This window comes from Mucilaginibacter yixingensis, from assembly GCF_041080815.1.
GTDB lineage: Bacteria > Bacteroidota > Bacteroidia > Sphingobacteriales > Sphingobacteriaceae > Mucilaginibacter > Mucilaginibacter yixingensis.
Genome location: NZ_CP160205.1, coordinates 695,323 through 715,075 on the forward strand (window position 1 = coordinate 695,323; position 19,753 = coordinate 715,075).

Consider the following 19,753-nt stretch of genomic DNA (forward strand, 5'->3'; position numbering starts at 1 on the left):
ATGAATAGAACGATGCGAAAATGGACAAAAGCGGCCCTGGCAGCAATGCTGGTAGCAGGAGCAGGCTTTAACGTGCAGGCGCAAAACGTACAGGATGGCAGCGTATGGGCGCCAGCCGGAACAAAAGTTGATGGCAAGCTGACCGAGTGGGGTCAGGGCCTGGCAGCTAGTAACAAAACCACGCTGCTAAATTATACCCTGGCTAATGATGATAAAAACATCTACCTGGTAGTAAAATCTACAGACCAGATGAACAACCGTAAAATACTGGCCGGCGGTATTACTTTAAGTATCAATACCGAGGGTAAAAAGAAAGAAGAGGATGCTTATGCCCTTACCTTCCCGGTAATTAACCGCGAAAATATGCGTAACTCGTTCGGGCGCCGTGGTAATGGCGGTCCGGGTCAGGGAAGCAGCAGCACGCCAGACTCATCTGCTATTGCTAATATGCGTACTGCCTTAGATGAGGCTAAAGATATCAACATTCGTGGTTTTAAAGATATTCCAGATAGCGTGATCTCTATCTATAACGAATACAGCATAAAGGCAGCCGTTAGCTATGATGATAGCGGCAATTTTATTTACGAACTCTCAGTACCTCTTAAATTAATGGGCCTAAAAGTTGGCGATACCAAACAGCTGGCTTACAACCTGAAAGTTAACGGCGTGCAGTTTAACCGTAACCGTGAAAACCGCGACAACAACGGCGGTGGCCAGGGTGGTGGCCGCGGTGGCTTTGGCGGAGGAGGCAACGGTGGAGGAGGCAACGGCGGCGGCGGAAATGGCGGCGGCGGCTTCGGCGGCGGTGGAGGTGGCGGCGGTCGTGGCTTCGGCGGCGGCGGCGGCGGCCGAGGTTTCGGTGGCGGCGGCGGTGGTCGCGGTGGTTTTGGCGGCGGCGGTGCCACCATGGCCGATATGTTCAACCCGACAGACTTTTGGGGTAAATATACCCTGGCTAAAAAACAGTAATCAACACAATTAAATAATCAACCTAAATCAGGCCCTGCCTCGTGCGGGTAGGGCATGTTATTGCTTTTAAACTAACCTTATGAAGACACGCATACTCATAATATTGGCTGTTATTTTGTGCAGCGGCAAGCTGCTGGCACAAAATAATTTTCAGCGTTCGCAGCAACGCCAGCAAAGCCTGCCGCCGCCCGTGCCAACCCGCCAGGTGAGCGGTATTGTAAAAGATAAAAGTGACGCTACGTTACCAGGCGCAGTGGTTAAACTTGAGTCGCCAAAAGATACCATGTCTACCGCAACCAATGCCGATGGCGTGTTCATCTTCAAAAACGTAAAATCGGCGTCGTTTGTACTTTCTGTAAGTAGTTTGGGGTACAAATCTAAGGTGCAGAAAATGCTGAACAACGATGCCATACCACGCCTGACGCTTAATCCGGTGGTACTGGAATCTGCTACCACGCAACTAAAAGAAGTTGTGGTTAATGGTACGCCAAGTATCGTTTACAAAACAGATACGATTGAGTATCGTGCTACCGACTATAAAGTGCGCCCAAATGCAACCCTTGATGAATTGCTGAAGAAGATGGAAGGCTTTGAAGTGGGCAGTGATGGTTCGGTTACTCACCAGGGTCAGGCAATTACCAAAGTAAAGCTGAACGGTAAAGAATATGGTACCGGCGACGTAGCTCAGGCTGTACAAAACCTGCCTGCAGATATTATTGAGAAGGCCCAGGTGGTTGATGATTATGGCGATCAGGCTGCCCACACGGGTATTAAAAGCGGTGATCCGCAGAAGATTTTGAACGTAACAACCAAGGCCGACAGATCTGTTGGTACTACGGGACGGTTAACCGCGCAGGCAGGTGATCATGATCGTTATAACGGGCAGTTATTTGTGCAGCGAATTAATGCTAACCAGCAAATAGGCTTAATTGGCAACGTACAGAACCTGGTTACGGGTATTGCCTCAACAGGCACAGCCGGTGGCAATGGCGGCACCGGCGGCAGTCCGGGTACGGCCTTAAGAATTGCCCCCACTGTTACATATCGCGACCAATATGGCCCTAAAGTACAGATTAATAGCGGTGCTGGTTTTACCGTGAACAACCGTAATTCCGTCAGTCAATCTTATGGTAACCAGTCTACCAGCAAAAGCTTTGGTACATTCTCTAACAATGGGTCTAATAAAACCAACAGTAATGGCCGGCAGGCAAATGTGGAGCTGGATTATCAGATCGACAGCCTGAACTATTTGCAGGTGCAACCCAGCTATTCTTATTCAACAACAGAAACGTCTAGTAACAGCAGTCAGGATAACGTAACTCACACCTACGTGATTGATCCGAGTACTGGCCAGCCAACTTATGTAAACGGTGTGCCAGTAACAACCTTTGAACACAGGGTAACTACAGGTGTGCAAAGTACTAAAGCACCAAATACGGCAGCGGGCGCTTTAGCATTGTTTGTGCACCGGTTCCGTACGCATAATCGTGCTTTTTCATTCCAGGCCAGCTACAATTGGAGCAATACCCAATCTAACACCGACTATAATAACGATATCAGAAACTACGCTGACAGTACCCGCAACACCCTGGTAAAAGACTCCTTGGCGCATACCTTAAAGTATTCTACCAACATCACCAATACCACAAGGGTAAGCTCAACCTATAGTGAGCCGGTGAGTGAGTATGGCCGCCTGGTATTTAATGGCCAAATGACGCATAATGACCACAATGTTAACAGCTACACCCAGTTGGTAGGGCCCGATGGAGTAGCACATTTGGTAGATACGCTGGCGCAACGATACAATTACGCTACTACCGATACGCGTTTATATTTCAACTATCAGTACCAGGGTACCAAGGTTAACCTCTCTTTGGGTGTGTTATTTGAGCCTTACAAACTGAGTGGTAGTAAGCTGAATGCTTCAGCTGGACAGAACGTAACCATTACCCAAAATGTGTTTCAGGTATTGCCGGTATTCAGGTTCTCGTATTCATGGTCTCGCACTGAGCGTATTTCACTTAACTACACCAGCAATATCAACGAGCCGCAGTTTTATCAGTTACAGCCGTATACCGACAGAACTAATGCTAACAACATTATAGTGGGTAACCCTAATCTGAAACCATCGCTGGTTAACGGTCTTAATTTGCAGTACAATAATTATTTCCCTAACTCAAGGTTCAATATCTCAGTCAACGGTAACGGTAACTATACCACTAATGAAGTGACAACCAACGTGGTGCAGGTAACTCAGGTAATTACACCTGCGGTAGGTACGCCTGGCACACCCGGCTATAAACCCGCAGTTGGTAAAACTTATAACGTAACCAACTTTGTGAACCTTACCGGCGACGAAACTATTGGTGGTAGCTATAATATATCAAAACAACTGGCTGATAGAAAGTACAACCTGGCTTTAAACGGTAGCGTTAGCTATAACTATAATACCTACATGACCAATAATCAACTAGCACATACCACCGGCTGGTATTTTAACGAGCGTTTTGGTCCGCGTATCAATCCGAGCGATAATGTGGAGATTAACCCTTACGTAAGTACAGCCCTGGGCCGTAACTTCAATACAACCCTGGGTAATCCTTCCAGTACGCAAGTAACCAATTCATTAGCCATTGATGGTAGGTTTTATTTCTTTAAAACCTTTAACATTCACTACGATGCCCGCAAGCAATTCATCAACCTAACTCAGCAAAATGGCAACGGCATTGCTACACCATCTATTACTGCTAGTCCGTTGGTAATTGATGGCGGCTTCCAGAAGGAGTTTGGTCAGAAACGCCAGTTCACCGTTACTTTCGATGTGTTTGATATTCTGCACCAGAACAACTTTCTACAGCAAACCGCACAAAATGGCGGTGTAACCAATACCATTTCAAGTTCGCTGAGCCGATACTTCCTGATAGGTTTCCGTCTTAATCTGCAAAAATGGAGCGGCAGACCAATGCGCGGCGGCAAAGAAATGAAACGCCGTGGCGATGGTAGCTTTATCTATAATTGATGTTAATGTTTGTTATTGTTTACTACCGGGCCCTGCACAAAAAGCAGGCCCGGTTTTTTGTTGGCGCATGACGGAGATGCACAGTTAGCTGTTTGGTTATGCTATCTTTGCGGCCAGGCGTGAGGCGCAAGGTATTTTAAGGTTTGAAAGAACCCTCTATCACCACCTGCCGCCATCCGCACAACCCACATCTATGGAAAAATCCAATTCGCAAAATAACCTGCCGCCGGTAATTTTTGGTACCAGTGGTTTGGGTAACCTTTTTACGGCATTGCCGCAAGATGCCAAGTGTGCCATTGTTGAGCAATGTGTAGAACACTCCGCTTTGCCCGTGGTGTTTGACTCGGCTGGGAAATATGGTGCTGGCCTGGCGCTGGAAAGCCTCGGCAAATGTCTCAAGCAGCTGGGTGTTGCCCCAGAGGATGTACTCATCAGCAATAAATTGGGCTGGCTGCGTGTGCCGCTTACCACGCCCGAGCCAACTTTCGAGCCCGGTGTTTGGAAAGATCTGGAGTTTGATGCCGTGCAGAAGATCAGCTACGATGGCATCCTGGAGTGCTTTGAGCAAGGCAACGAATTGCTGGGCGATTACAAACCACAAATGGTATCGGTACATGATCCGGATGAGTACCTGGATGCCGCAGCATCTGAAGCCGAGCGCCAGCAACGTTATCAGGATGTGCTGGAAGCCTATCGCGCGCTGGCCGATCTGAAAGCACAAGGCAGGGTACAGGCCATTGGCGTGGGTGCTAAAAAATGGCCCATTATTCAGCAGATCAGCAAAGACGTAGCGCTGGACTGGGTGATGATTGCCAACAGCATGACCATTAAAAACCATCCTGATGATCTACTCGATTTTATGGAAGAGCTGGCCGCCAAAGGTGTTACTATCATCAACTCGGCGGTGTTCCATGCGGGTTTTTTAACCGGTGGTAATTTTTATGATTATAAAGAGATGGATCGCAATAATGCAGCCCATCAATCCGTATTTAACTGGCGCGATGAGTTCAATGCCATTTGCGATGCCTTCGGCGTTAAACCTGCCGAGGCCTGCGTGAAGTTTGGCCTCAATGCGCCGGGTGTAAAAGCCATAGCGCTCAACACCACCAACGCAAAACGCGTGAAAGATAACGTGGATATGGCGGGCGCCGCCATCCCGGCTGATTTTTGGCAGCAACTGTTTAACAAAGGATTAATTAGCGAAAGGGCTTTGGGCCTTATACTAAAGTAAGAACTGATACGAAATGAAAATATTAACCTGCACTACTCCCGGCACTTTTGAATATAACGAGGCCGCTAAACCTGAACTGAAAAAAGATCACGCTATTCTAAAAATAAAGCGCATTGGCATTTGCGGCACAGACCTGCACGCTTTTGAGGGCACGCAGCCTTTCTTTAGCTATCCGCGCATCCTGGGTCATGAGCTGGCTGCAGAACTGGTAGAAGCCGATGGCGCCGAGGGTTTTGAAAAAGGCGAACGGGTGACTTTTATCCCTTACTTTAACTGCGGTACTTGTATTGCCTGCCGCATGGGCAAACCCAACTGCTGCACCAAAATAAACGTGTGCGGTGTGCACGTAGATGGCGGCATGGTAGAATACCTGCAGGTACCATCGTACTCATTGATCCACGGCGAGGGTTTGTCTTTTGATGAACTGGCCTTGGTAGAACCATTAGCTATTGGCGCCCACGGCGTACGCAGAGCCGATGTGCAGCCTGGTGAGTTTGTACTGGTAGTAGGTGCCGGCCCAATTGGTTTAGGTATTATGGAGTTTGCCCGCATTGCCGGTGCGCAGGTAATTGCTATGGATATCAATGAGCAGCGTCTTGACTTCTGCAAAAACAAATTGAAAGTACACCATACCATCAACGGTGCTACGGAAGATGTGGTAGAGGCACTGAAGAAAATCACCAATGATGACTTCCCGACTGTAGTAATTGATGCTACCGGCAGTCAGCGTGCTATTAACAACGGTTTCCAATACCTGGCTCATGGCGGTCGCTACGTACTGGTGGGTCTGCAAAAAGGCGAGATCAGCGTCATGCATCCAGAGTTCCACAAACGCGAGGCTACCCTGATGAGCAGCCGCAACGCAACCCGCGCCGATTTTGAGCACGTAATTGCTTCGATGAAAAAAGGGTTGGTAGACCCAACCAACTACATCACCCACCGCGTAAACTTTGACGAGGTAAAAGCCGAATTTAAATCATGGCTCGATCCAAAGAACGGCGTGATTAAGGCGATGGTAGAGGTATAAGTCCCCCTAGCCCCCTGAAGGGGGAACTATTTCGGATATCGGATGTTCGATTTCGGAATTTTATGATTTTGAAGAGGCGCAATATTTTGCGCCTCTTTTTTTGCTACGTCATGCTGAACTTGTTTCAGCACCCCACATGCTAAGCTGGCACATAGGATGGTCAGGGATGTTAAAGTGCGCGCGATAATCTGTCCGTGGGGTCCCGAAACAAGTTCGGGATGACTAGAGGATAGTACGTTGTAAGTTGATGCGAAATAAAAATCCTATAAATCCTTCCAATTCCTAAAAATCCTGGTTCAGACAACAACCTTTACATTTCCGTGTTATTATCTTTCTATTAATGTGGTAAATATTCGTTACACATTTTAGATATTTGTTTATCAGCCAACCCCTGACTACACCTAAAGATGAAAAATACCTCTGACCAATTTAAGGTTCTTTCTATCGATATTGGCGGCTCTCATATCAAGGCCACTATCCTGAACAAACAAGGCAAACTGATGATGGACTATGACAAGGTGACTACGCCGCACCCGTCTACGCCCGAAAATCTGTTAATAGCCATTAAAGAATTAGTAAAAGGTTTTCCAGCATACACCAATATCTCTGTTGGCTTTCCAGGCTATGTAAAAGGAGGCGTGGTGAAAACCGCCCCTAACCTGGGTACCAAAGAGTGGTCTGGCTTTAAGCTCCAGGAAAAACTGGCAGATGTGCTGAAAGCCCCGACACGCGTAGTAAACGATGCCGATATGCAGGGCCTGGGTGTGGTTGATGGCAAAGGCCTGGAAATGGTGATTACCCTGGGCACCGGTTTTGGCACTGCTTTGTTGCAGGACGGCATGCTGTTGCCGCACTTTGAACTGGCGCACCTGCCAGTTACTAAAAAAGATACCTATGATACCTGGGTAGGCGAGGCCGCACTGGAAGACATAGGCGAAAAACGTTGGAACAAACGCATGGATAAGGTTTTTAAAATACTGAAAACTGTATTTAATTACGATACCTTATACATAGGCGGAGGCAATGCCAAAAAGCTGACCGGCAAGCTGGATAAAAACATGAAACTGGTAACCAACCAAGACGGTATTAAAGGCGGCGCGCGCTTGTGGCAGGAGAAAAAACACGATCAGAATATACTTGCAGTAAAATAGTTTATCATCTATAAAAACAATAGTAAGCAATGGCTACAGAAAAAAATATCGAACATTTAGGTATAGATACCGTGAGGGTACTTTCGGCAGATGCAGTGCAGAAAGCCAATTCTGGTCACCCGGGTACACCAATGGCGCTGGCGCCGATGGCTCATGTGCTGTGGACGCAATATATGCGCTACAACCCTAAAAATCCGGATTGGGCCAACCGCGATAGATTCATTCTTTCGGCAGGTCACGCTTGTATGCTGCAATACAGCTTTCTGTATTTGACGGGTTACGATCTGTCTATGGACGATATTAAAAACTTCCGCCAGCTGCATAGCAAAACCGCCGGTCACCCGGAGCATGGTTTGTGCCCGGGGATTGAGGTAACAACCGGTCCGTTAGGGCAGGGTTTTGCCAACGGTGTGGGTTTTGCCATAGCGCAGAAACACCTGGCTGCCCGTTACAACAAGCCGGGGTACGATGTTTTTGACTATCATGTTTACGCCATCTGTTCAGACGGTGATCTGATGGAGGGCGTAGCCTCAGAGGCCGCCTCGCTGGCCGGTCACCTGCAGTTGGGTAACATGATCTATTTGTATGACGACAACCACATCTCGATAGAAGGCGATACCGATATCACTTTTAACGAAGATGTAGCCGCCCGTTTCCGCGCTTACGGCTGGCACGTGCAAGAAGTGGCCGACGGCAACGATATCGAGGCTATTTCAATAGCCGTGCGTAATGCCCGTGCCGAGGTCAGCAAGCCATCGCTCATCAAAGTACGTACGCAGATTGCCTATGGTAGCCCTAATAAAGCTAACACCGCCGGTGCACACGGCTCGCCGCTGGGTGCCGATGAGGTGAAGCTGGTAAAACAGTTCTTCGGGTTTGATCCGGAGAAATCTTTTGATGTGTCAGATGACGTATTGAAATATTACCGTGCCGCCGGTGCCAAAGGTGCACCGATGGAAGAGGAGTGGAACAAGCTTTACGCCAAATACAAAGCAGAATTCCCGGAACTGGCCGCCGAGCTGGAACTGGCCGGCAAAGAAGAACTGCCAGAGGGCTGGGACGCCAACCTGCCGGTATTTAAACCGGAAGATGGCAAAATAGCTACCCGCGTAGCATCAGGCAAGGCCCTGAATGCTGTTGCCGACAAACTGCCGCACCTGATTGGTGGCGCTGCCGATTTGGCTCCGTCTACCGATACGTTGCTGAAAAAATATGAGTCGTTCACGGTTGAGCACCGTGCTGGCCGCAACTTCCACTTCGGTATCCGCGAACATGCCATGGGTTCTGCACTGAATGGTATGGCGCTCACCAAAGGCGTTATCCCTTACGGTGCTACGTTCCTCATCTTTTCTGAGTACATGCGCCCGCCAATCCGTTTGGCAGCCATTATGAAGATCCGCCCGATATTTGTTTATACCCATGATAGCATTGGTTTGGGTGAAGACGGCACTACTCACCAACCGGTAGAACAACTGGCATCGCTACGCTCAATACCCAATGTAACCATAATCCGCCCGGCTGACGCAAATGAGAGCGTACAAGCATGGCGCACAGCCATAGCCCACAAAGGTGGTCCGGTGGTGCTGGTGTTCACCCGTCAGGGCCTGCCGGTTATTGATCAGGATAAATATGCCAAGGCTGATAATGTGGCAAAAGGCGCCTATGTACTGTCAGACAGCGATGGCGAGCCTCAGGTAATCTTGATGGCAACCGGTTCTGAAGTATCGTTGATTATGCAGGCGCAGGAGCAACTTAAAGCAGAAGGTATCAATGCCCGAGTTGTAAGCATGCCATCATGGGAGTTGTTTGAGAAACAATCAGCCGAATACAAAGCATCGGTATTCCCTAAAAATATCCGGAAGCGTTTGGCTGTTGAAGCAGCATCGCCAATGGGCTGGCACAAATACGTAACCGATGAAGGCGACGTAATTGGCATGACCACCTTCGGCGAGTCTGCCCCGGCAGATCAGCTGTTTAAGGAGTTTGGCTTTACAGTAGATAATGTGGTAGCGCGCGCTAAAGCACTTTTATAGAAGAGATTCAAGAGTGGAAAATCAAGAAGCAGGAGGAAAGTAGTTTCTCTTGTTTCTTGAGTCCCTGTTCTTGATTCTAACCAATTAGAAAAAATGTCATTAATAGAAAAACTCGACTGGTCGGCCGAGATTATTAATATCAGCGGTAAGCAAAAGGTAGCCCAGGAGATTGCCGCTAAGGTAAAAGATGGCGATGTGATTGGCATCGGTTCAGGTTCAACATCATACCTGGCGCTGGTGGCTATTGCAGAACGTATCAAAACCGAGGGATTGAATGTGAAGGGGATTACTACCTCTATCGAGATCTCCATGTTCTGCGCCAAGCTGGGCGTGCCGGTAACGTCGTTATATGAGCATCAGCCCGATTGGTTGTTTGACGGTGCCGATGAGGTCGATCCCAACAATAGCCTGATTAAAGGCAGGGGCGGGGCCATGTTCAAAGAAAAGATGCTGATGAGCAGCAGCCCGGTAAACTATATTATTGTGGATGAAAGCAAGCAGGTAGAAAAACTTTGTACCAATTTCCCAATCCCGGTAGAAGTGTTTCCGCAGGCGCTGTTATTAGCAGAAAAAGGACTATTGGAACTGGGTGCAACTGACATAAAAATCCGCCCGGCCAAGGGTAAAGACGGACCGGTAATTACCGAGAATAACAACCTGATTCTGGATTGCCATTTTAATGAAGTACCTTTAACATTAGAAAAAGATATCAAATCTATTACCGGTGTAATAGAAAGCGGGCTGTTTATCGGCTATAAGCCGCAGATTATTATGGCGGCTAATTGAGTAAACACATTGTTTTATTCCCGATTGTCATTGCGAGGAACAGCGGGGGTAAGCGCATGAGGGTGACGAAGCAATCCCGTCGCTCGCAAATAGAACCCGACGAGATTGCTTCGTCGTCCCTCCTCGCAATGACAAAGGTTAATAAGGTTTAACATCTAACAGAATACACTACCATGGCAACTAATAAAGTAAAACAGATACATGATTTTGGCCAGAGCATCTGGCTTGATTTCATTGACCGCGAGATCATGACCTCGGGTAAACTGAAAAAGTTGATTGACGAGGACGGCGTTCGCGGCGTTACCTCTAATCCTGCCATCTTTGAGAAAGCCATCAGCAGCAGCTCAGACTATGATGCTGATATTGCTGCACTGGCACCGCAGGCTAATACCAATGAGGAATTATTCTTCAGCGTAGCCATAAAAGATATACAAACAGCTGCTGATCTGTTCCGCGGCGTATTTGACGAAGCCGATGGCGGCGATGGTTACGTAAGCCTGGAAGTATCGCCATTTCTGGCGCTGGATACCGAGGGCACTACCAAACAAGCCGAAGAATTGTGGGGAAAGGTTGGGCGCGAGAACGTGATGATTAAAATTCCGGGCACTAAGCCGGGTTTAGAAGCCATCCGTCGTTCTATCGCCGCAGGCATCAATATTAACGTTACCCTGTTGTTCGGTTTGCCGCGTTATGAAGAAGTGACCGAAGCCTACATCTCGGGTTTAGAGGAAGCTTTGGCCGCGGGTAAAGACATTGCCAAAATTGCATCGGTAGCCAGTTTCTTTCTGAGCCGTATAGACGTGCTGGTTGACCCCATGCTGGACGAGAAAGGCCTGGCCGATCTGAAAGGCGAGGTTGCTATCGCGTCAGCAAAAAAAGCTTATGAGATTTATAAACGCGTGTTTGCCGGCCCTCGCTGGCAAAAACTGGCTGACGCAGGCGCTAAACCGCAGCGCTTATTGTGGGCCAGTACTAGCAGCAAAAATCCGGCTTTTAAAGATACCAAATATGTAGAGGCGCTGATTGGTGCCGATACGGTAGATACCGTTCCGCTGGAAACTATCGACGCTTTCCGCGATCATGGTATTGTGGCCAATACGCTGGAACAAGACACTGATAAAGCCACCCAAACGCTGGAAAAATTGAAGCAAGCAGGCATCGATATTGACAAAATTACCCAGCAATTGGAGGACGAAGGAGTTGATAAATTCAATAAACCTTTCGAAAAATTGTTAAAAGCAATTGAAGATCAGAAAAATAAAAGCTAATATCGCCGTTTCAATGAAAAGCGACCGCATCAAAATATTGTTCTTCGATATCGGGGGCATCCTGCTCAGCAACGGCTGGGGGCATGAATCACGTAAACTGGCAGCCAAAAAATTCGGCCTGGATTACGAGGAAGTGAACTCCCTGCACAACTTTATCTTCAACGTTTATGAAATTGGCGGCGTTACGCTGGATGATTACCTGGATACGGTGATCTTCAACCACGAGCGCAATTTTACCCGCGAAGATTTTAAAGCATTTATGTATGAGCAGTCGGTAGAACTGCCCGATATGCTGGCCTGGATGAAAGAGTGGAAGAAAGATTGCGGTTTCCGCATCATCTCCATCAATAACGAGGGCAAGGAGCTGAATGATTACCGCGTAAAAAAATTCGGGCTGCATGATTGCTTTGACGCTTTCGTGTCCTCGTGCGAGGTAAGCTTGCGTAAACCAGATCCCGGCATCTGGAAACTGGCCATGGGCATAGCCCAGGTATCTGCAGATCAGTGCGTATACTTTGACGACCGGATCATGTTTGTTAACATGGCTAAAGGTTTGGGTATCCGTGCTTTTCAGCACACAGACTTTCAAACAACAAAACAAATATTAGAGGATCTTAAATTAGAAAACTTCAAGTAAAATGAGTACAGCACAGTATGCCTTCGGGATGATTGGTCTGGGTACCATGGGCCGCAACTTATTGCTAAACATGGCCGATCATGATTTTGCCGTGGCCGGCTACGACAAGGATGCCGAAAAAGCCGCCGCCCTCGCGCAGGAGGGAGCCGGTAAAAATGTAAAAGGATTTAGCGATCTGAACGAGTTTGTACAAAGCCTGAGCAAGCCAAGGGCAGTAATGATGCTGGTACCTGCCGGCAAAATTGTAGACGACGTAATTGCTGAATTAATTCCTGTGCTAGACAAGGGTGACCTGATTATTGACGGTGGTAACTCTTATTTTGCCGATACTAACCGCCGTGTGGTGGAGCTGCAGGATAAAGGTCTGCACTTCTTCGGTATGGGTGTATCTGGTGGTGAAGAAGGCGCACGCCGCGGCCCAAGCATGATGCCGGGCGGCGACCCCGAAGCCTACAAAGTGGTAAAACACATTTTTGAGGCCATTGCGGCCCGCGCAAATGGCGAGCCATGCGTAACCTACGTTGGTCCGGGTGCATCTGGTCACTTTGTGAAGATGGTGCACAACGGTATTGAGTATGGCGTAATGCAGCTGATTGCAGAAGCTTACGAGGTAATGAAGAAAGGCCTGGGCATGACCAATGAGGAAATGCAGCAGGTGTTTGAAAAATGGAACGAAGGCCGCGTTAAATGTTTCCTGGTAGAAATTACCAAAGACATCTTTAAGTACAAAGCACCGGGTACAGATCACCTGTTGATTGACGACATTAAAGACGAAGCCCGTGCCAAAGGTACCGGTAAATGGACATCGCAGGTAGCGATGGATCTGCAGGCACCTCTACCAACTGTAGACAGCTCTGTAGCCATGCGCGATATGTCTAAATACAAACAATTGCGTGTACAAGCCGAAGGTCTGTATGGTACGCCGGCACAACTGGACGCCAACCGTGAGCAGGTACTGGCCGATCTGGAAAGTGCTTTCTACTTCGCCATGATCGTTTCTTACGCGCAAGGTATGCACATGCTGACCAACGCTTCAACCGAGTATAACTACGATCTGAAACTGGGCGAAATTGCACGTATCTGGCGTGCGGGTTGTATCATCCGTTCAGAAATTCTGTTTGATATCACCAACGCTTACACCAAAAACGCTGGTCTGGAGCACTTGCTGCTGGATGACGACGTGAAAACTAAGGTAAGCGGCGCGGTAGGTGGTCTGCGTGGATTATTATCTAAAACAATGGCTGCCGGTATTGCTACGCCTGCATTTGCGGCTTCATTAAGCTATTTTGATGCTTTCCGCAGTGGCCGTATGCCATCAAACTTAACCCAGGCTCAACGCGATTACTTTGGTGCGCATACTTATGAGCTGATTGGCAAAGAAGGCAAATTCCACACACAGTGGACCGCCAAATAATACCGTAACCCAACAGAAGAATTACAATGAACACACAAATAAAATCAGATCCTACGGTATTCGTCATTTTTGGCGGCACCGGCGATTTGAATATGCGCAAATTAGCCCCAGCGCTTTATAATCTGTACCTGGATGGATGGATGCCAAAACAGTTCAGCATCATAGGTACCGGTCGTACCAAATATACTGATGAGCAGTACCGTCAAACACTGCTGGATGGTATCAACCAGTTCTCACGCAGCGGTAAAGCCGATCCTGTAAAATGGAAAGCTTTCTCAGAGAGCGTTTACTACCAATCATCAGATGTTAAAGATCACGAGTCATACAAAGAGTTTGGTACCCGTATAGAGAAACACGCCGCAGATTGGAAAACCAAGCCAAACGTGATCTACTACATGGCCGTATCGCCAAACTTCTTCCCTATCATCGCCTCAAACCTGTCTAAAGCCAAGCTTACGCAGGATACCAAGCGTGTGCGCGTGGTGATAGAAAAGCCATTTGGTCATGACCTGGAATCGGCTAAAGAGCTGAACCAGTTGTTGGCTAATATCTTTGATGAGTGTCAGATCTACCGTATTGATCACTATCTGGGTAAAGAGACCGTGCAAAACATCATGGCGTTCCGCTTTGCTAACTCACTGTTTGAGCCACTGTGGAACCGCAATTATATAGAGCACGTACAGATCTCGGTTACTGAGCAGTTGGGTATGGGCGAGCGTGGTGATTACTACGATGGCTCTGGCGCCCTGCGCGATATGATCCAGAATCACCTGTTGCAATTACTTTGTCTGGTGGCTATGGAAACTCCAATTAACTGGGAAAGCGATGAAGTGCGTAACCGTAAGGTAGAAGTACTGCGCGCTATGCGTCCGTTTACTGCCGATGATGTGCGCAACTCTACAGTGCGAGGCCAATACGCCAAAGGCTGGATGGAAGGTAAAGAAGTACCGGGCTACCGCGAAGAGGCTAAAGTTGATCCGCAATCAAACACCGAGACTTTTGCTGCCATTAAGTTCTTTGTTGATAACTGGCGCTGGCAGGGTGTACCGTTTTACCTGCGTACAGGCAAACGTTTGCACCAATCGGCATCTGTTATTACCATTCAGTTCAGAGATGTGCCGCACAAAGTATTCCCTTCAGAAACATCTGAAAGTTGGGCACAAAACAGGCTGATCATCAGCATCCAACCGGAGATGAGCATCAGATTGCAAGTACAGGCTAAACGCCCTGGTCTGGATATGATCCTGAACCCGGTTGATATGGTGTTTGACTATAAAGGTACCTATAGCAACCAGACGCCAGAGGCTTATGAAACCCTGTTGCTGGATACCATGATGGGCGACCAAACGCTGTTTATGCGTGGCGACCAGGTGGAGAGTGCATGGGAACTGGTTATGCCGATATTGAACACATGGCAGAACAAAAAGAGCCTGAGCTTCCCGAACTATTCGGCTGATTCATGGGGACCGGAAAGCGCCGAGGCATTGATTGCCCGCGATGGTTTCCACTGGTTTACCCTGCCGTTGACGAGTAAGAAGTAATTAATAATACAATTGGGAGACGCAATTATGCGTCTCTACGGATAAAACTGTAGAGACACATATTTGTGTCTCCCTTGTTATAAGCCTACATTTAAAATTGAAAACATGTCTGTAAAATTGAACATATCTGCCTCCGAGGCCGATGTATTGCGCAGCCTGGCCGAGCATTTTGTAGCCACCGGCAAAGATGCTATTGATCATCATGGCCGCTATTCGGTATCGCTGTCTGGAGGATCTTCACCTAAAAAACTGTATGAACTGCTGGTGTCAGACTATGCTACTGCGTTAGACTGGACCAAGGTTGATTTCTTCTTCGGTGATGAGCGTAACGTACCCCGCGACGATAAAAACAGCAATTACCTGATGGCTAAAACGGCGCTGTTTGAGCCATTGCAGATTGCCGATGCACAGGTGTTCCCTATCAAAACAGAATTTGGTCCGGAGGCCGCTGCGGAGGCTTATACCGATGCGATCAACACTTATTTCAAAAGCGAATCGCCACAGTTTGATTTGATGTTGCTGGGTCTGGGCGATAACTCACACACGGCGTCGTTATTCCCTTACACTCCTGTATTACATGATACTTCGGTATCGGTAAGAGCGCTGTATATTGACGAGGTTAAAATGTACCGCATCACAATGACGGCCGCGTTAATTAACCTGTCGCGCCACATTGCGTTCCTCGTTTACGGTGCGGGCAAAGCAGAAGCTATTAAACACATTCTGGAAGACGATCTGGATATCGAGCTTTATCCGGCTCAGTTGATTACCCAGGACGGCGATGTACAGTGGTTTATGGATGAGCCAGCTGCTGCTGCTTTGAGTAAGAAATAGGTATATTCCTATAATTCCCATGTCATTTCGACCAACGGGAGAACTACTCTCTTGAACGAAGTGAAAAAATCTTAACCCCCATGCCTGTCATGTGGACAAGCCAAACGTCTAAGATTTATCAGTCGCCCTTACGCGCTTTCCCTCCGCTGCTTCTTCGAAATGACAATCGGTATAAAACGAGAAAGGCGATGATGATTCATCGCCTTTCTCGTTTTATACAGTTGTCATTTCGACCAACGGGAGAACTACTCTCTTGAACGAAGTGAAAAAATCCTATATGTGCGATTGGCCGACGGAAAGGCATGGGGGATAAGATTCCTCCTCACCCCACTTCACCAGCCAGCCCTTGTTCGTTCGGAATGACAAGGGGGGGGATTCACCCACTAATCTTTACTTATTATTATGCTTATCCATTCCGCTCACCCTCATCCGGCCGCTTAGCAGGGCTTTTTGTTCTGCGGGGCTGTATGCCTCACGGCCGCCAAAATCTTGCACCCAGGTGTCGTTATATTGCACCACAGCCACTTCTTTAAATACGGGGCTCATCAGGTTCTGGCAGTGGTGTGCGCTTTTAAACCAGGCATCGGTTACTTCGGCTATGCTTTGCTGGCCTTTGGCAATGTTCTCGCCAATGTAAAAGCTTTTAAAACCGTTAAATATATAACCGGCCAGCACAATGCGGTCTTCCATGCTGCGGCCGTCTTTGCTGGTGTGGCTAAAATAATCTTTGTCATTCATGTCCTTGGCATGGCCATAGGCTGATTTCTGTAATAAAACATTCCATGTAAGCGGACCCACCGGCGGGAACCATTTGGTGCCGCAGTTGCAGCCGTGTGCCCTCACGGAGTTAATTCGATACAAGAATTCGTTCTTGAAACGCTCTGCCGATGGCGACTGCGCGCGCACAATGCCGGGTAGCAGCGCGATGGTGCAGAGTAATATCCCTCTCGTAAATCTTTTACTCATATTGCTCTTAAGACTGATAATCCAAACGGTAGTTTAATGGCAATATTATTTTTTTGGTTTGAAAACTATAACTAAAAGAAGAATGATTAAACCGGCAACTATAAAACTTATAATGTAACGGTTTTCTTGGAGGAGCCGGGTGTAATTCCGTGCGAGGTTTTCCTGCTGGTGTTTACCTCGGTCAGCAGTTTTTTTTTGGCCTGGTCGGCAGAGTCTTTGTCGGCGGCCAGGCGGCGTGCAGCGGCTTTGGCAATAGAATCATCCAGGAAGTTATGGCGTTTGGCAGCAGCCAGTGATTTTTCAGGTTGATTCATGTCATCGTACAAAGCGGCATATTGCGCCTGCACAGCCGACTCCTGTTTAGCGAAGTGGTTCTGGGTGCTCAACTCCAATGCTTCGTCCAAATCGCGTTTCGCTAGTTTATAATCTCTGATCTGTGTTTTGATGTTGGCCAGCGTCACCAATGATTTGATGATGTTCGGAACGTCCTTCCTTGCGCGTGACAGGGTGTTTGATTGCAGAATGAACCACTTGGCCTGGCTAAACTTGCCCTGGTCTTTATAAATCTTGGTAAGGTTATCAAAGCTGGTGCGTAGTCCGTTGGTATCACTATAGCGTGAATAAGCGTGGATGGCCTTGATGGTAAAATCAATGGCCGACGACTGGTAAGCGTACCGCGTGTTGCGCGGAGTGATAGAATCGTATTTCAAGTAATAGCCGGCAATGATGTTGTAATACATGGCCCGCAGGGTGTCATTCGCAATCAGGCCCACCTCGCGTTTCAGTGCGCTGATGTTTGATGGTAGTCTGGGATGCGCACCGGCACGTAAGGTATCGTTATTAAACTGCGATTTAAATGCGCCTAATGATGCCGTTACATTCTTTTTCAGACTGGCCTGCAGATCAACGTCGGTTACAGATTTAAAGGGCGCGTTAATTTCAGAGCTATCTATCTTTGGGCTTTTGTATAAATTAGGGTGGGTAACGTACATGGCAATGACCGGTTGTTGTGCGGTGTCTGCATTTGTGTACATGGCTACATCCTCTTCAATTAAATCCGGATCTTTTGCTGCCGAATCAACCTTCAGCATCAGGCTATCCATTCCGCCCAGTTTTTGGGCAGCGGCATATTTAGCGCTGATACACAGGAAGAACAGAAGGAGCGGTAACAATTTTTTCATAACACAAGTATCTGTAGGTGAGTATTGCCTTGCAAAAAATATGCCGCAAATGCTCCAAGCCCAGATTATTAAATGTAACAATTACCCTTATTTAACCCAGGTTTAAAAATAGGCTAATAAGGTTTTGTTTTAAGAAATAATTTTTTCGTAATTGTTTAAAAAGGATTTAACGGGATTAAGTTTGGCGACGGAATTAAACAGCGAAATGCCCGTAATTGCACACACAATGCCTGCCAATACGTCCACCACATAGTGGTGACTGGCATAAACTGCTGTAAACCAGATGCCCAGCATCACCACAATAAAGAAAGCGCTGCCTACTTTAATGCGGTTCTTTAAACCATAATAAAGAACGATGATGGGGTATGACGAGTGCAGCGACGGCATGGCCGCAAACACGTTAGAGCCTTTAGCGTAAATAGATTTAAAGACCTGCCCATGAAAGTAGGCATCAAAACGGGCCAGGCCACCGGTGTTGCCGGGTGTATGTGCAAAAAACTGAAAGCCATGTAACTGTACATACCACGGCGGTGCGGCGGGGAAGGTGTAATAAACCACAAAGCCCAGCAGGTTTACCGTAAAGAAGGTAAGGGCAAAATACAGAAACTCTTTTTTGCGGGTGAAAAACAGGTAAGTTGCAAAGCCGAGCGGAACGGGAATCCAGCAGAGGTAGAACAGACCGCAAACCACATCCATCCATGGTTTGCTGTGAATAAGCCAGTATTCATTAGGCGTTAGAAGTTTATTACCCTCATGTATGCCGAAAAGATGTTTTTCAAAGTGATAAACATCTGCAATATGTACCGGGTTGAAATTGTAATTGGGGAAGGCCTTCATATAATCGAAAACGATCCAATACACAATAAAGATAGAGAAGCCAAGGATGAACTTGCGCGTAATGGCCGAGGTATAAAACAACACATTGACGATGGCAACCAGCACCACTTCATCGCTCTTGAAACCTACCAGAAAAACAGAAAGCAGCAGGTATGCAATAGAGATGACCGATAAAACGATCACCGAGCGCAGGTTAACTTTTATACCTTGAGGACCTTCTGCAGCAGCAGTCAACATTTATTTCTTAATGAAATCAGAACGGAAGATCTTATCCCAGAAAGGTGAGCTTACGCCATAACCTTTGCCCGGATCCTGGTAGTGGTGCAGCATGTGGTGTTGCTTGATCTTTTTCCACATACCGCTTTTAAAGTTGAAGTGGTGAATGGCGTAATGACCAATATCATAAACCAGGTAGCCAATAATAAAACCAGCAAAGAAGCCCCAAACATGATCTACCGGCAACAGCGATTTAAACAGAAAGAAGAAACCTGTAGCCAGCGGAATACTTGCTGAGAGCGGCATCACCAGGCGCTTGGCATCGCTCGGGTAATCATGATGCACGCCGTGGAAGATGAAGTGCAAACGCAGCGCCCATTCTGCCTTTGGTACATAATGAAATACAAAACGGTGCAGTATATATTCAGTCAACGACCAGATGAACAGGCCGGCTACCAGCATTTCTGCAAAGTTTAATATGCCCAGTGCGGTTTTGAACAGCGCCATATAGCAGCATGCCAAAATTACGGGTACATACACGTATAACGGAACGGTGAAATGAACTTTTGAAAGCGACTCTAAAAAGTCACTCTTAAACATCCTTACCGATTCGGTCGAGTTAGAAACGTAGTTCTTCTTCATA

At 47.5% G+C, this 19,753-nt stretch carries 16 protein-coding genes; 12 read left to right on the forward strand and 4 right to left on the reverse strand.

Annotation, left to right across the window (positions count from 1 at the left end; translation table 11 throughout):
* From ABZR88_RS02925 to pgl, 12 genes are all read left to right on the forward strand, one after another.
* A complete protein-coding gene (locus ABZR88_RS02925; protein ID WP_211309839.1) occupies window positions 1-969 on the forward strand; it encodes a hypothetical protein in 969 nt (322 codons plus the stop codon).
* Between the two features lie 79 nt (window positions 970-1,048).
* Window positions 1,049-3,988, forward strand: a complete 2,940-nt coding sequence (locus tag ABZR88_RS02930; protein WP_107829518.1) for a TonB-dependent receptor — start codon at window positions 1,049-1,051, stop codon at window positions 3,986-3,988.
* A gap of 193 nt (window positions 3,989-4,181) precedes the next feature.
* Entirely contained in the window at window positions 4,182-5,219 is a 1,038-nt protein-coding gene (locus ABZR88_RS02935; RefSeq protein ID WP_107829520.1) for an aldo/keto reductase, read from the forward strand.
* A gap of 13 nt (window positions 5,220-5,232) precedes the next feature.
* Entirely contained in the window at window positions 5,233-6,246 is a 1,014-nt protein-coding gene (locus tag ABZR88_RS02940; protein ID WP_107829522.1) for a zinc-binding alcohol dehydrogenase family protein, read from the forward strand.
* A gap of 407 nt (window positions 6,247-6,653) precedes the next feature.
* Entirely contained in the window at window positions 6,654-7,397 is a 744-nt protein-coding gene (locus ABZR88_RS02945; protein ID WP_107829524.1) for an ROK family protein, read from the forward strand.
* Between the two features lie 29 nt (window positions 7,398-7,426).
* Entirely contained in the window at window positions 7,427-9,430 is a 2,004-nt protein-coding gene (gene tkt, locus ABZR88_RS02950; RefSeq protein WP_107829526.1) for a transketolase, read from the forward strand.
* A 93-nt stretch (window positions 9,431-9,523) separates the two neighbouring features.
* Window positions 9,524-10,216: a ribose 5-phosphate isomerase A gene (gene rpiA, locus ABZR88_RS02955; RefSeq protein ID WP_107829528.1), complete on the forward strand. Its 693-nt coding sequence runs from the start codon at window positions 9,524-9,526 to the stop codon at window positions 10,214-10,216.
* 173 nt (window positions 10,217-10,389) lie between these two features.
* On the forward strand, window positions 10,390-11,484 hold the full coding sequence (gene tal, locus ABZR88_RS02960; RefSeq protein WP_107829530.1) for a transaldolase: 1,095 nt from the start codon (window positions 10,390-10,392) through the stop codon (window positions 11,482-11,484).
* 13 nt (window positions 11,485-11,497) lie between these two features.
* Window positions 11,498-12,121 (forward strand): HAD family hydrolase, encoded by a 624-nt coding sequence (locus ABZR88_RS02965; RefSeq protein ID WP_107830171.1) that lies wholly within the window; start codon window positions 11,498-11,500, stop codon window positions 12,119-12,121.
* 1 nt (window position 12,122) lies between these two features.
* Window positions 12,123-13,535, forward strand: coding sequence for an NADP-dependent phosphogluconate dehydrogenase (gene gndA / locus ABZR88_RS02970; protein WP_107829532.1), 1,413 nt, complete (start codon window positions 12,123-12,125; stop codon window positions 13,533-13,535).
* A 26-nt stretch (window positions 13,536-13,561) separates the two neighbouring features.
* Complete coding sequence (zwf, locus tag ABZR88_RS02975) at window positions 13,562-15,076, forward strand: glucose-6-phosphate dehydrogenase (protein ID WP_107829533.1); 1,515 nt, start codon at window positions 13,562-13,564, stop codon at window positions 15,074-15,076.
* A 105-nt stretch (window positions 15,077-15,181) separates the two neighbouring features.
* Window positions 15,182-15,910, forward strand: a complete 729-nt coding sequence (pgl, locus tag ABZR88_RS02980; RefSeq protein WP_107829535.1) for a 6-phosphogluconolactonase — start codon at window positions 15,182-15,184, stop codon at window positions 15,908-15,910.
* Window positions 15,911-16,300: 390 nt separating this feature from the next.
* Here the strand turns inward: pgl and ABZR88_RS02985 are convergent, their stop codons facing one another.
* From ABZR88_RS02985 to ABZR88_RS03000, 4 genes are all read right to left on the reverse strand, one after another.
* Window positions 16,301-16,876 carry a CAP domain-containing protein gene (locus ABZR88_RS02985; protein WP_107829537.1) on the reverse strand — a complete coding sequence of 192 codons (576 nt, stop codon included), beginning with the start codon at window positions 16,874-16,876 and terminating at the stop codon, window positions 16,301-16,303.
* A gap of 107 nt (window positions 16,877-16,983) precedes the next feature.
* Window positions 16,984-18,057 carry a hypothetical protein gene (locus tag ABZR88_RS02990; protein ID WP_107829539.1) on the reverse strand — a complete coding sequence of 358 codons (1,074 nt, stop codon included), beginning with the start codon at window positions 18,055-18,057 and terminating at the stop codon, window positions 16,984-16,986.
* A 129-nt stretch (window positions 18,058-18,186) separates the two neighbouring features.
* A complete protein-coding gene (locus tag ABZR88_RS02995) occupies window positions 18,187-19,131 on the reverse strand; it encodes a phosphatase PAP2 family protein (protein ID WP_107829542.1) in 945 nt (314 codons plus the stop codon).
* On the reverse strand, window positions 19,132-19,752 hold the full coding sequence (locus ABZR88_RS03000) for a sterol desaturase family protein (protein ID WP_107829544.1): 621 nt from the start codon (window positions 19,750-19,752) through the stop codon (window positions 19,132-19,134).
* Window position 19,753 lies beyond the last annotated feature (1 nt).